This window comes from Methylobacterium sp. J-026 (assembly GCF_022829585.1).
Lineage (GTDB): Bacteria > Pseudomonadota > Alphaproteobacteria > Rhizobiales > Beijerinckiaceae > Methylobacterium.
This window is the reverse complement of sequence record NZ_JAKSYC010000343.1, coordinates 20,532-33,978: the sequence shown is the minus strand read 5'-3', so window position 1 is coordinate 33,978 and position 13,447 is coordinate 20,532. Positions and strand designations below refer to the sequence as shown.

12 protein-coding genes are annotated in these 13,447 nt (G+C 68.0%); 7 read left to right on the top strand and 5 right to left on the bottom strand.

What is annotated here, in order from left to right; genetic code table 11:
• The first annotated feature begins 3 nt into the window (after positions 1-3).
• The 4 genes from MKK69_RS29650 (at position 4) to MKK69_RS29635 (ending at position 4,999) form a co-directional block, all read left to right on the top strand.
• On the top strand, positions 4-879 hold the full coding sequence (locus tag MKK69_RS29650) for an ABC transporter permease (RefSeq protein ID WP_243973820.1): 876 nt from the start codon (positions 4-6) through the stop codon (positions 877-879).
• Positions 880-892: 13 nt separating this feature from the next.
• The gene (locus MKK69_RS29645) at positions 893-1,522 is read left to right on the top strand and encodes a hypothetical protein (RefSeq protein ID WP_243973748.1); all 630 of its coding nucleotides are present in this window, start codon (positions 893-895) and stop codon (positions 1,520-1,522) included.
• A 256-nt stretch (positions 1,523-1,778) separates the two neighbouring features.
• Positions 1,779-4,349 carry a TonB-dependent receptor gene (locus tag MKK69_RS29640; protein ID WP_243973747.1) on the top strand — a complete coding sequence of 857 codons (2,571 nt, stop codon included), beginning with the start codon at positions 1,779-1,781 and terminating at the stop codon, positions 4,347-4,349.
• A gap of 296 nt (positions 4,350-4,645) precedes the next feature.
• Positions 4,646-4,999 carry a hypothetical protein gene (locus MKK69_RS29635; RefSeq protein ID WP_243973746.1) on the top strand — a complete coding sequence of 118 codons (354 nt, stop codon included), beginning with the start codon at positions 4,646-4,648 and terminating at the stop codon, positions 4,997-4,999.
• Between the two features lie 44 nt (positions 5,000-5,043).
• Here the strand turns inward: MKK69_RS29635 and MKK69_RS29630 are convergent, their stop codons facing one another.
• From MKK69_RS29630 to MKK69_RS29615, 4 genes are all read right to left on the bottom strand, one after another.
• Complete coding sequence (locus MKK69_RS29630) at positions 5,044-6,564, bottom strand: undecaprenyl-phosphate glucose phosphotransferase (RefSeq protein ID WP_243973745.1); 1,521 nt, start codon at positions 6,562-6,564, stop codon at positions 5,044-5,046.
• Positions 6,565-6,744: 180 nt separating this feature from the next.
• Positions 6,745-7,944, bottom strand: coding sequence for a glycosyltransferase family 4 protein (locus MKK69_RS29625; RefSeq protein WP_243973744.1), 1,200 nt, complete (start codon positions 7,942-7,944; stop codon positions 6,745-6,747).
• A gap of 131 nt (positions 7,945-8,075) precedes the next feature.
• Entirely contained in the window at positions 8,076-8,759 is a 684-nt protein-coding gene (gene trhA / locus MKK69_RS29620) for a PAQR family membrane homeostasis protein TrhA (RefSeq protein ID WP_243973743.1), read from the bottom strand.
• A 150-nt stretch (positions 8,760-8,909) separates the two neighbouring features.
• Positions 8,910-10,034: a COX15/CtaA family protein gene (locus MKK69_RS29615; RefSeq protein ID WP_243973742.1), complete on the bottom strand. Its 1,125-nt coding sequence runs from the start codon at positions 10,032-10,034 to the stop codon at positions 8,910-8,912.
• A 168-nt stretch (positions 10,035-10,202) separates the two neighbouring features.
• On the opposite strand from MKK69_RS29615, the gene MKK69_RS29610 reads away from it, so the two are divergent.
• Both MKK69_RS29610 and MKK69_RS29605 read left to right on the top strand, forming a co-directional pair.
• Positions 10,203-10,409 (top strand): DUF2842 domain-containing protein, encoded by a 207-nt coding sequence (locus MKK69_RS29610; RefSeq protein WP_243973741.1) that lies wholly within the window; start codon positions 10,203-10,205, stop codon positions 10,407-10,409.
• 84 nt (positions 10,410-10,493) lie between these two features.
• A complete protein-coding gene (locus MKK69_RS29605) occupies positions 10,494-10,832 on the top strand; it encodes a hypothetical protein (RefSeq protein ID WP_279598700.1) in 339 nt (112 codons plus the stop codon).
• A 79-nt stretch (positions 10,833-10,911) separates the two neighbouring features.
• On the opposite strand, the gene MKK69_RS29600 is transcribed toward MKK69_RS29605, so the two are convergent.
• Positions 10,912-11,973, bottom strand: a complete 1,062-nt coding sequence (locus MKK69_RS29600) for a polysaccharide deacetylase family protein (protein WP_243973739.1) — start codon at positions 11,971-11,973, stop codon at positions 10,912-10,914.
• 248 nt (positions 11,974-12,221) lie between these two features.
• Between MKK69_RS29600 and MKK69_RS29595 the strand changes: the two genes are divergently transcribed.
• Entirely contained in the window at positions 12,222-13,406 is a 1,185-nt protein-coding gene (locus MKK69_RS29595; RefSeq protein WP_409564913.1) for a GNAT family N-acetyltransferase, read from the top strand.
• Positions 13,407-13,447: the final 41 nt, after the last annotated feature.

Below are 13,447 nucleotides of genomic sequence, written 5' to 3'. Positions count from 1 at the left end.
CGCATGTCGACGCCGGTCGCTGCTGCATCCGCCCACAGCGCGTCGGCGCGCATCGGTCGGCTCGACACCGTCGGCTACCTGATTTGCCTCGGCGGCATCGTCCGGCGGGAATTGCTGCGCTTCTTCAATCAGAAAGAGCGGTTCTTCTCGGCCCTGGTCCGGCCGCTGGTCTGGCTGTTCATCTTCGCGGCGGGTTTCCGCAACACGCTCGGCGTCTCCATCGAGCCGCCCTACCAGACCTACGTGCTCTACGAGGTCTACGTGGTGCCGGGGCTGGCCGTGATGATCCAGCTGTTCAACGGCATGCAATCCTCGCTCTCGATGGTCTACGACCGCGAGGTCGGGTCCATGAAGGTACTGCTGACCTCGCCCTATCCGCGCTGGCTGCTGCTGCTCGCCAAGCTGATCGCGGGAGTCTCGGTCTCGATCGTGCAGGCCTATGCGTTCCTGGCGGTGGCCTATTTCTGGGAGACGGACATCCCGCCGCTCGGCTATCTCACGGCGCTCCCTGCCTTCTTGGCCTCGGGGCTGATGCTCGGGGCGATCGGTCTGTTCCTGTCCTCGCTGGTCCGCCAGCTTGAGAACTTCGCCAGTGTGATGAACTTCGTGATCTTCCCGATGTTCTTCGCCTCCTCGGCCCTCTACCCCCTGTGGCGGATCCGGGAATCCTCGGAGACGCTGTACTGGATCTGCGAGCTGAACCCGTTCAGCCACGCGGTCCAGCTCGTCCGCTTCGCCCTCTACGTCCAGTTCGAGCCGCTCGCCTGCGCGGTGGTGGTGGGCGTGACCCTCGCGTTCTTCGGCATGGCGGTGATCGCCTACGATCCCGGCCGGGGTATCATGGCCCGGCGCGGTGGCCCGGCCGGCGACAACACCTGACGGAGCCCGCCCGATGAACCGACTCGCCCGCAATGCCGTCCTCGGCCTGGTGCTTCTGGCCGCACCGGCATCCGCGCAGCCCCGGCAGGATCCGGACTGGCCCTGCGTCCAGCGCAAGGTCGCCACGCTCAGCCCCGGCCAGTTCTGGACCGGACCGGACATCGCGGCGGCCGGAGACTGGGGCAGCGACAACGACGCCGCGGTGCTGGCCCAGAAGATCGCCTCCCGCCGCACCGAGTTGCCGCAGGTCGGCCCGCTCCTCGACGAATTCGCCGGCAAGTTCGGCACCGACAAGGATGGGAAGGACAAGGCCCTGACCCGCGTCTATGCGGGGGTCTTCGAGGTGATCAACGGCGAGCGCGACAAGGTCGTAGGCGGCATCGGCCGATACGCCCAGGGCCAGCGGCGCATGGCGGAGCGCATCCGCGATGAGGCCGACAAGATCAGCCAGACCAAGGACGCGCCGAGCGCCACGGACGCCACCGAACTGCCCAAGGACCAGTCCGATCTCGAAACCAAGTTCGCCTGGGACCGGCGCATCTTCCAGGAGCGCAGCCAGTCGCTCACCTATGTCTGCGAGGTGCCGCAACTCCTCGAGCAACGGTTGGGCGAGATCGCGCGGTTGATTCAGGCACGGTTGTGAGCGCTGCGATCCAGTCGCCAACCGCTTGCCGAATCTTCCCGAACGGTGTTGCCTAAAGCTCCGCAAGTCGTTGATTTTGCAAGCATAACTGTTGCGATAACGCCACGCGGGGGAGCGTTTGACCGTTCTTTGCGCGAAACAGCCCCCAAAAGCTCTCGCCCGCCGCTGAGCCCGATTGTGAACTTTAACTCCACCCGCCAAAAGTCTCGCCAAGCCCGGAACAACCGGACGCTGGTCTCAAGGCAGGGGAATTGGAATGTCACGTCGGACGCTGCGGGGCAGCATGCTCGCGTCTGCCTCAGTCTTGGCGCTCTCGATTGCTCCAGGCGCGGCGCGAGCGCAGCAATCGGTCACGCTGGGTGAGATCAGCGTCGTTTCGACCTCGCCGGTCGGTGCCGGCGGCGGCAATTCCAGCCCGGCCCTGAATCTCGATCGGGCAGCGCAGATCGCGCCGACGGTACCGGTGGCACCCGGCAGCGTGCGTCTGCGCGGTTCCGAGCAACCGCTCAACAAGATCCCCAGCACCGTCGAGACCATCACGACGCGCCAGATCGACGTCGACCGCGGCACCGACAATATCCTCGCCACCTTCGCGCGCGAGACGCCCGGCGTGAATCTCAGCGACTCTCAGGGCAACAGCAACCGCGTCGATCTCAATTACCGCGGTTTCACCGCATCGCCCGTGCAGGGCGTGCCGCAGGGCCTAGCCGTCTACCAGAACGGCATCCGCATCAACGAGGCCTTCGGCGACGTCGTCAATTTCGACCTGATCCCGCCGCAGGCGGTCCAGCGGATCGATGTCGTCACCGGCAACCCGGTCTTCGGCCTCAACGCGATCGGCGGCGCGGTCAACATCCAGATGAAGAACGGCTTCACCTGGCAGGGCACCGAGATCAGCGCGTTCGGCGGCTCCGACGGCCGCACCGCCGGGTACCTCGAATACGGCAAGGTCTCCGACAACTGGAGCTTCTACTTCACCGGCGACGGGCTGAACGACCGCGGCTGGCGCTACGAGAACCCGAGCACCATTGGCCGGCTCTACGCCGACCTCGGCTACCGCGCTCAGGATTCGGAGTTCCACCTGATCGGGCTCGCCGCGCGCAGCTTCTACGGCGCGGCGGCCGCGACCCCGGTGGACTTCACCCATGTCGATCCGCGGGCGATCTTCACCTATCCGCAGACGCAGACGACCGAGGTCGGCACGATCCAGCTGACCGGCCGGGTGGACATCTCGCCGACCTGGGACCTTGCCGGCAACGCCTATTTCCGCCGCTTCAGCGAGCGGTACGTGGACGGCAACGACGGCAATTTCGAGCAGTGCAGCTCGCGCTCGAGCTTCCGCGGCTCCCTCTGCTACCAGGATGACGGGTTCAGCCCGTCGGCCGGCCAGTCGCAGAACGCCTTCCGTAACCAGTTCCTGCTCCTCGGCCAGCAGAACCAGCGCATCCCGTTCACGCGGAACGTGCCCTACGGGACGATCGACACGACGCAGACGGAGTCGCAGGGCTACGGTGGCTCGCTGCAGGCGGCCAACCGTGACCGGGTCTTCGGTCTGCCCAACAGCTTCGTCATCGGCGGCAGTGTCGACGCGGCCGATTATTCGTTCAAGTCGTCGAGCACCCTCGGCGTCATCAACCCGAATCTCCTGATCTCCACGGATCCGAGCAATCCGTACTATGGAAACATTCCGGGCCTCGGCACCCCGTACCTCCGCACGCTGGGCGCCCTCGGCATCGCCCCGAGCTCGGTCGCGGGTTCGAACCTGTATCTCGGCCTCTACGCCACCGACACGCTCGACGTCACCGACCGCCTGTCGCTCACCGCAGGCTTCCGGCTCAACTACGCGCATATCCGCTCGGTCGATCAGACGGGGTTCTCGCCGGACGTCACGGGCACCCACGAATACACCAAGGTCAACCCGCTCGCGGGCCTGACCTACCAGTTCGACCCGGCGCTCAACCTTTACGGCAGCTACTCGGAGTCGAACCGTGCGCCGACACCGCTGGAACTCGCCTGCGCCAATCCGAACCAGCCGTGCCTGCTGCCGAACTCGCTGGTCGCCGATCCGCCGCTCAAGCAGGTCACCGGCCAGACCTATGAAGTCGGTTTCCGGGGCGTGATCCCGAACTTCCTCTCGGGCGGCAACCTGACCTACAAGGCCGGCGTCTTCCGCACCGACCTTAAGAACGACATCATCCAGATCGCCGTCGCCGGCAACGCGGCGCGCGCCTACTACACCAACGTGCCGGCGACCCGGCGGCAGGGCATCGAGGTCAGCGCCGAGTACGTCGTCAACCCCGATCTGCTGGTCTACGCCAACTACGCGTTGATCGACGCCACGTACCAGTTCGACCAAACGCTCTCATCGCCCAACAATCCGCTCTCCGACGACGGGGCCATCTTCGTCCACAAGGGCAACAAGATCCCGTTGATCCCGGATCACCAGATCAAGGCTGGGTTCGAGTACAACATCACCCCGAATTGGCGCTTCGGCCTCAACGTTTCGGCCTTCTCGTCCTCTTACTTCCGGGGTGACGATTCGAACCTGAACCGCAAGCTGCCGGCCTATTACGTGATGAACCTGACCACGAAGTACCAGGTGACCAAGAACCTGGAGATCTTCGGGTTGATCACCAACCTCACCAATAACCGTTACGCGACATTCGGCACCTTCGCCGAGCCGGGCGCGATCGCCGGCAACCTGTCGATCAACGATCCGCGGACGACGACGCTGGCGCAGCCCCTGTCGATCTATGCCGGTCTAACCTATCGCTTCGGCCCCGAGCCGGTCGCGATGGCGCCGGAGCCGATCATCCGCAAGTACTGAGGCCACCAACCCCTCGCTGGAGCCGTTCCCGATCGCATCGTGATCGGGAACGGCTCCGCGTTTCCGTCGGGACGCACGCCGTCGAACCCGTCGGCCGGAGCGCTCGGGGTGACGGCGCCGGCAATCAAGAGGTTACCCGCGGCACCTGTCCCTGTTCTGAGGCGCGTGCGGCCTCCTGTCTCGGGAACGGGCCGATGCGCCCGGCGTCTCCTCGGTGAATCGCTCTGACGCGCGGTCCCCGCCCCCTGTCGGGGTTGCGTGTCAGTGGCGTCCGGACACTTTGGAGACCCCCATCGATGATGTTTCGTTTCGCCGTCGCAGCCCTGGCGCTTGCCGTAGCCACACCCGCCCTCGCGACGTCATGTTCTGACGAGGTCGATACCCTTCAGCGGCGCCTCGACAGCGCCGGCGCGGCCTCCGTGACCGGCACGACCCCGCCCGGCGGCACGACGTCGTCGAACTCCCCGAAGGCGCTCGACAAGCCACCGGCCCTGACCCCCTCGGATGCCAGCGTCAAGCCGACCGCGGCGGGCGTCGAGGACGCCAAGAAGCTGGTCGCCCAGGCGCGCCAGCAGGACAAGGCCGGTAACGCTGAGGGCTGTCGCGACACGATTATGAAGGCCAAGGAGAAGGCCGGCGCTCTGCCGTAGGGCGAAAAGATCCGGCGGCCGGCGTCAGACCGGCCGCCGGGATCTCAGTAGGCGTTCTCGGTCTTGAGCAGCGCGAACGGGGTTGTCAGCAGGATCTGCAAGTCGAGCAGGACCGACCAGTTCTCGATATAGTAGAGGTCGTGCTCGACACGGCGCTGGAGCTTCTCCGACGTATCGGTCTCGCCGCGCCAGCCGTTCACCTGCGCCCAGCCGGTGATGCCGGGCTTGACCTTGTGCCGAGCGAAATAGCCGTCGACCACCTGGTCGTACAGGGTATTGGCGGCCTTGGCCTGGAGCGCGTGCGGACGCGGACCGACCAGCGAGAGGTCACCTTTCAGCACATTGAACAATTGCGGCAGCTCGTCCAGTGAGGTCTTGCGGATGAAGCGCCCAACCGGTGTCACGCGCGGATCGCCGCGGGTGACCATCCTGGCCGCGCCGGCGTCGCACTGGTCGACATACATCGACCGGAACTTGTAGACTTCGATCAGCTCGTTGTTGAATCCGTGGCGCTTCTGGCGGAACAGGATCGGCCCTCGCGAGGTCAAGCGCACCGCGAGCGCCACGGCGACCAGGATCGGCGCCAGGGCGAGCAGCATCACCAATCCGACGCAGCGGTCGAACAGCGCCTTCACCACGACGTCCCAGTCGGCGATCGGCTTGTCGAAGACATCGAGCACCGGGACTGAGCCGAGATACGAATAGCTGCGCGGCCGCAGGCGCAGCTTGGCCGCATGCGCCGACAGGCGGATGTCGATCGGCAGCACCCAGAGCTTGGCCAGCATCTGCAGGATGCGGTTCTCGGCTGTGATCGGGATGGTGAAGACGATCAGGTCGAGGCGGGCGTGCCGGGCGTAGGCGACGAGATCGTCGACGTTGCCGAGCTTCGGATGCCCCGCCACCACGTCGGACGAGCGGTCGGTGTTGCGGTCGTCGAACACCCCGACGATCCGGATGCCGCTCTCGCTCTGCGTCTCCAGGGCGGCGATCAGATCTTCCGCCGGCTTGCCGCCGCCGACGATCGCCGTGCGCCGGTCGAAACGTCCGGCCCGGGTCTGCGCTTCGATCACGCGGAACAGGAGGAAGCGCCCGGTCAGGAGAGCGGTCAGGCCGGTGCCGTAGAAGGTCGCGAGCCACAGGCGCGAGTAGTGATCGGCCACCTTGGCGAGGACCAGCCCGGCGGCAACGATCAGGAAGGTCAGCGACCAAGCGGCGATCAGCCGGATCGCGCTCTTGGAGAAGGCGCGGAAGGCGGAGATCCGATAGCCGCCGGCGGCCTGGACCAGCGCAACCGTGAGGATCGCGACGAGCCCGATCGCCCCGGCATAGGTCAGGCCGAACGGGACCCGCCCGCGCAGCATCAGCAGGTGCAGGAGCGCGCCGAGGCCGAAGATCAGGGCGCATTCCGCCGCCCGCACCAGCCCAGCCACCACGACCGGCGACACAGCCGTCGCGCCCGGTATGGAGGTCTCGGCAAGCGGTACCGGTCCATCATCGCGGGGCGATGGCTGCGCCTGGAGAGGGCCAGCGGCTTCGAGGAGATCCCGGATGTCGAAGGCACTCATCGATCGGCTCCTCCCGTAGCGGCCTGCGGCTTCTCAATCGCAGCGTGGCACGGGGCGTTGTCTGAAGACTTAAAGGCGATCGGCCCGCGGCGATTTTACCGTCGGACCCGGTCCGCCGGTCGTTCCGTCGTCGCGCATCGCTCCGGCACACGGCGACGGAGCGATGCGCGCCTCGGCGGATCAGGCCGTCCGCGCGCCGGCGATCTCCCGGGCTTCGACATTGTGCCGATCCGCGCGGGCCTGGAACGCCGCGGCGTAACCGGAGATGACCTCGCTGCCCATCCGCTCCAGGGAGAAGCGCTGCCGGATCGCGGCGCTGAGCGCGTTGACGCGGGCGTCGAGCACCGCGGGCGCGTCGTCGAGCACCCGCCGGATGCCGGCGGCGAGGGAGGCGGGATCCCGTGGCGGGACCAGATCGCCGGCGGCGTCACCGAAGATCTCGGGGATTCCACCGACCCGCGTGGCCACGAGCGGCTGCGCCGCGGCTGCGGCCTCCAGGACCACGTAGGGCAGGGATTCCGCCAGCGAGGGGACGACCAGGATGCGTCCCCGCGCCAGCACGGTGCGGATCGCCTGCGGCGGTTCGAAGGACACCGCGCTGCCCAGGCCGAGGCGCTCGACGTTCTGACGCAGGATGTCGGCATCCGGCCCGGAGCCGACCATCAGCAGGCGCAGGGACCGCCCCTCGGTCCGGAGATGGACAAGGGCATCGAGCAGGTACGGAAGACCCTTGGCCTCGCGCAGCTCGCCGACATAGAGGAGATCGAAGGGTTCATCGACGCGGTCGATCGGAGCGAATTCCGCCTCCGCGATGCCGTTGTGGACGATGCGGGTCACGCGCTCGGGACCGCCGACGAAGGTCCGGTGCCGTCCGGCGACGTATTCGCTCTCGAACAGGAAGGCGTCGGTCCGGCGGGCGAGAACCGCCTCGGCCCCCATGTAGAGACGATGGATCGGCGTGCCCGGCCGGTAATTGTAGCTGCCGCCATGCGGCGTGTAGGTACGGATCGCCGTGCTGCCCGGGGCGAGCCTGGCAAAGGCGCCGCCCTTCGCCCCGTGTCCATGGAGCACCTCGGCGCCCACCGCGGCGGCCCGCCGCCCCACCGCTTTCAGGCAGGTCCAATCGGACCGGTGCGGGTTCCGCCGCATCGGGATCCGCACGAGGCCGAGTTCCAGGCTGGGCATCAGGTCCGCCAGGGCCCGCTCACCACGCTCGCCGCCGGTCGTGGAGTCGCAAACGATGCCCACGGCGTGTCCGGCCGCGGCTTGGAGGCGGGCGAGGTCCACCACATGGCGGAACAGACCGCCGACCGGGGCCCGGAAGACGTGCAGGATCCGATAACGCTGGACGATACGATCGTCATTCGACTTGCCGACCACGGCAATGCTCCCGGTGAAAACAGTCTCGGGATTAGTGAAGCACCGGTGGTCGCGGGGCTCTTAAAGGCGGCTCGTCGGCCGCATGCTTTTCATCGAGAAGGTAAGCAGAGTTTTACATGGCCGAAAACAAGTCATGTCATCGGCGGGCCGTTGAGGCTGGCCCAGATCGTCCCGTAATGGCAGGCCGTGGCGGCGAGAACGAAGCCGTGCCAGATCGCATTCTGAAACGGCAGCGTCCGCCAGATGTGGAATAGGACGCCGATCGAGTAGAGCGCCCCGCCGATGGCAAGCAGCCACAATGCGGTCGGCTGGAGGCTCGCGATCACGGACTCATAGGCAAAGAGACCGCTCCATCCGAGCATCAGGTAGAGCGCGATGGAGAGCCGGTCGAAGCGCCCGGGCAGGAGCAGCTTGACGGCGATTCCGACCGAGGCCACGGCCCAGATCAACGCCAGCAGCGCATAGGCGCGCGGCCCGGACCCAACGAGGGCGACGAGCGGCGTGTAGGTGCCGGCGATCATCAGGTAGATCAGGGCGTGGTCGGCCCGGCGCAGCAGCCATTTCCGGGGGCTCACCGGATACAGGTTGTAGAGGGCCGAGACCCCGAGCATCAGCACCAGGGCTGTCGCGTAGACGACGACGGCGACCCGCTCGCCCATGCCGAGATGCGCCGTCAGCGCCGTCGCCACCAGGGCCACGGCACCGGCCAGACCAAGCACGACGCCGAGCCCGTGGATCACGCCATCCGCCACGATCTCCCGGGGCGTGTAATGCCACGTCAGGGACAACGGGCGGCCATCTTCCGCGAGAGACATCCGAAGGCCTCCTGCAACGCTTGCAGTCTAAAGCGTGAGACGTCTTGATCGTTCCCCGTGCAGAGTACCGACGTGGAGTTGTCCCAAGGAAAATGACGGGTGGTTGTAGATATCGTGCAATGCGGCGCCGCTGCCGCACTGCACGAATGCCTAGATTCCGCGTCCGACAAGGCCCTCGAACCCGACAGGCGCCTCAGCGGCCCCGCCCTGAACCCGGTCGACCCCCCGGCGCCATCCGCGGCTGAGCCGGGCGTGAACGGTCGCCATGGTCAGGACCGCCATGGCCATGACCTGATGGGCGAGCGCTGCCCAGAGCGGGACCGCGAGGACCAGCGTGGCGATCCCCAGCATCGCCTGTGCCAGAGCCAGGGCGGAGATACCGGCGGCGCGTCCGAACACGCCCGACGGACCCGCGAGGCGCGCATCCACCGCGTGCAGGATCGCCACCAGGATCACGAGGTAGGCGGTCACCCGGTGGTCGAACTGCACCAGGGCGTGATTGTCCACGAAGTTCTCAATCCAGGGGCGAATGGCGAACAGGGCGTCCGCGGGCGGCACGAGGGCCCCGTCCATGGTGGGCCAGGTGTTGTAGACGAGGCCCGCATGCGAGCCGGCGACGAGACCGCCCAGGAAGATCTGCACGAGGATCAGGGCCGGCAGGAACATCGCGGTCGCGCGCAGGCGCGCGGCGGGTGCCGGCTCCGGCATCGCCCCGCGCTCGCCCGCCGCCAGCCAGACCAGGCCGGCGAGGATCAGGCTGGCCGTGGTGAGGTGCAGGGCGAGCTTGAGCGGCGCCACCGCGGTCATTCCGGGCTGGAGACCGGAGGCGACCATGATCCAGCCGATACCGCCCTGCAGGCCGCCGAGCACGCCGAGGCCGAGGAGACCCACTCCGAGGCGGCGGCTGATCCGACCCTGCCACCAGAACACGATCAAGGGCAGGAAGAACACGAGGCCGATCAGCCGGCCGAGGAGGCGGTGCCCCCATTCCCAGCCATAGAGGACCTTGAAGGCGGACAATCCCATCCCCTGGTTGAGGATGCTGTATTGCGGCGTGTCCTTGTACTTGGCGAACTCGGTGGCCCAATCCGCCTCGGACAGGGGCGGGATCGCCCCCGTGACCGGCCGCCACTCGGTGATCGACAGGCCCGAGCCCGTCAGCCGGGTCGCGCCGCCAACCGCCACCATGGCCACCACCAGCGCGGCGATCACGTAAAGCCATGTGCGCACCGCGCCCGATCGCCGTCCGCCCCCGACTCGCATGACCATCCGCATCCCTTCGCCCGGGCCGGCATACCCCGAACCCCATGCCGGGGTTAGGATATGCGTCTCACCGCAGCAACGTCGGCGGCGCCGCAGGCCGCGGCAGCCTGGACGTTGCCAAGCGCAGGCCGGGTCGATAGCCCGTGGATGGGGCCCGCCCTATCACCATCTCGGGACGCCATGCGCCGTCGCACACGAACCCTGATCGGCACGATCGCGATCCTGGCCTTCGTCTGCCTCTACGGCCCCTTGGCGATGGCCCTGGCCGACAGCCGCATCGCGGAAACGCCGGCAGCGGTGCAGGCCGCGCTCTACTCGATCCTGGGCATCGCCTGGATCATCCCGCTGATGCCGCTGATCCGGTGGATGGAGCGGCCCGACCGCTGAGGCGACCTCTCGATTTCGCCGCACTCGGGGTTCACAAGCCCGGCGTCCGCTTCCGAGACACCCCGCGTCGTGCTCCTCTCCTCCATGCGCCTCACGCCCCTGGCCGTCCTCATCGTGCTGCTCGCACCCCTGCCGGCCCTGGCCCAGGGAACCCCGCGGTCGATCGGCGAGTGCGAGCGGTTGAAGAACGATCTCGCCTACAACCAATGCTTGGCCATGTTCGGGCCCGCGGCGAAGAACGTGGCCGGCGGCTACGCGTCCGCCGATACGTCGCCCTCACCGGCGGCCGCGATGGCCGAGGCGATCCCGCAGGTTGAGGATGCGGCCGATACCGCCTCCAGCGGCCGGCGGCGCTACCGGTCGCATCGCGGCCGGCAATACGCGTCGTTCTCGACGGGCTACCGGCACCGGCGGCGGCGGTAAAGGCCAGAAGGCTGCTCGCGGCCGGGTCTCCGACGCGCCACGGACCCGACGCGGCGTCCCATCCCCGGCGTGAAACCGGTCAGGCGACGTTGAGGCGCCGGCCCCGGTTCCAGGCTAGGAACGGCACACCGGAGAGCAGCCCGGCCAAAGCCGCCCGCGATTGATGGCAGCCGTTCACCGACACCCGGGGGAGGGCGTGCAGGTGGCCGGCATGAACGGCGAACAGGTGGCCGGGCCGGGTCGTCACCGCGGTCGCGAAGCCCAATTCCTGCGCCAGCGCGAATTCCCGAGGCCCCGCCGAGCCCGGATCGCCCACCGGATAGGAGACGTGCCGCACGGGCTGGCCCAGTTCCGCCTCGATCCGCGCACGCCCCTCCGCCATCTCGAAGGCCGCGATCGCCGCCGGGTGCTTGGCGAGCATCGGATGGCTCACCGTGTGCGCGCCGATGGTCACCGCGCGATCATCCGCCAGGGCGCGCAGCTCCGCCCAGGACAGGCACAATTCGGACGCGACCTGGCCCGGCGCCAGCCCGGCCTGGCGGCAGAGATCGGCGATCCGGGCGAGCATCTCCGCCTCACCGCCGCCGCGCAGGTCGCGATAGAGCGCGTCGAAGGCGAGCGCCTTCTCCTGCGGGCTGCGGGCCGGCAGATCGACGCTTCGGGATCCGATGCCGACCCGAACACGGTCCAGCTGCGCGATGGCGCGTTCCAGCTCGATCCACCACAGGCGCCCGGTCTGGTCCGCGAAGGCGCTGGTGACGAACAGCGTCCACGGCGCGTTGTGGCGCGCCAGCACCGGCCGCGCGTGCGCGACGTTGTCCCGGTAGCCGTCGTCGAAGGTGAGCACCGCGAAGGGCGGCCCGTAATCCGGCTCCGCTAGGCGTTCCGGCACGGCATCGAGGCCGATCACCTCGAAGCCGCGGGCATCGAGCTCACGCAAGGTGAGGTCGAGGAAGTCCGGGGTGATGGACAGGAGCCGGTTCGGGGCGAAGGCGGGTAGCGGCTCCGGGCTGACATGGTGGAAGGTGAGGATGACGCCGAGCCCGCGTGAGGCCGGGGTCAACCACCGATCCGCCCCGACGGCCTGGATCGCGCGGAACCCGGTCGCGAAGACCCGATGTTTGGTGCGCGACGACAGCATGGCCTCGGACCGACCGGGCCGATCGGCCCAAGACCGCCACCCTGTGTCCAGCGCGGTAAACAAACTTGAAAGCGTCGATGGCGGGACGAAAGTTCAGGAAGGTTGTATTAGCCACGGCACCGGTTTGATCGTATCGGACGGACCGCATTTGCCTGGCGGCGCTCGGAAGTCACTGCCTGTTCAGTGGATAGCGTCGAACATCGCTGCTCGATAGGCGACCGCACGTGGTCCAGCAGGGGTTTCGGACGATGGCGCTCGGCGTCCAGGCGACGGGTACGGACATGATCGATGCTCCGTCGGGGGTGATGCTCACCGCGGAGATCATCGACGATCCGGCGGCGGCCGAAGCCGTCTGGCGCCGGATCGAGGGTGATCCTGCGAGCCTTCAGACCCCCTATCAGCGCTTCGACTGGACGATGGCCTATCTGCGGGCACGCGGACAGATGGACAGGACCCGGATCGTGGTCCTGCGCGACCGGGACGGCCGCGCCCGGATCCTCCTGCCGCTGACGCTGGAGCGGGAATTCGGACTGCGCGTCGCCCGCACCGTGGGCGAGACATACGCGAATTATCACATGCCGCTGTTCGCGAGCCGCGATGCGGCGGCGATATCGGTCGGCGACATCACGGCGGCTCTGGTCGGTGCCGGCCGTTCGGCCGGCATCGATGTCTATGCCCTGCAGCATCAGCCCCGGACCTGGGAGGGTTCGGTCAATCCGTTCGCGGCGGGCGGCGAGCCCGAGGCGAGCGACGGCTACGGGTTGATGCTCGGCCCCGATCCGGAGGCCACCCTCCGCCGGGTCTTCAGTGCCGATGCACGGAAGAAGCTCCGCTCCAAGGAGAAGCGTCTCGTGGAGGCAAAGGGCCCGGTCGCCTATCGCCGGGCCGAGACGCAAGCCGAGTCCGAGCAGTTCCTGGCGGCGTTCTACGCGCAGAAGGCGGCGCGGTTCGCCGGAATGGGCGTGGCCGATCCCTATGCCGATCCCGCGATCCGCGCGTTCCTGGCCAGCGCCGCCGCCGGCCCGGATCCGGCGCTGGAGATCCACGCCCTGTGCCTCGCCGAGAGCGGGCGGGTCCTGGCGACCTTCGGCGGCGCGGTGAGCGCGCGGCGGTACAGCGGCATGATGACCGCGTTCGACCCGGATCCCGAGATCGCCCGCTTCAGCCCCGGCGATCTCCTGCTGCAGCATCTCGTGCGCGATCAGGCGGCACGGGGACGGCTCGGCTTCGACCTCGGGGTCGGCGAGGCCCGCTACAAGGCCAGCATCTGCGACGAGACGATCGGGCTCGTGGAGGCGATCGTACCGGTCACCCTGGCGGGACGAACCTACGGGGCTGTCCGGCAAGGACTCACTCGGGCCAAGCGCCGGATCAAGCGGGATCCGCGCCTGTACGCCGCCCTTCAACGGCTGCGGCGGATGCGCGGGGCCTGACGCCCCGTCCCGGACGATCGGTTCCCACGCGCGGGACGCCA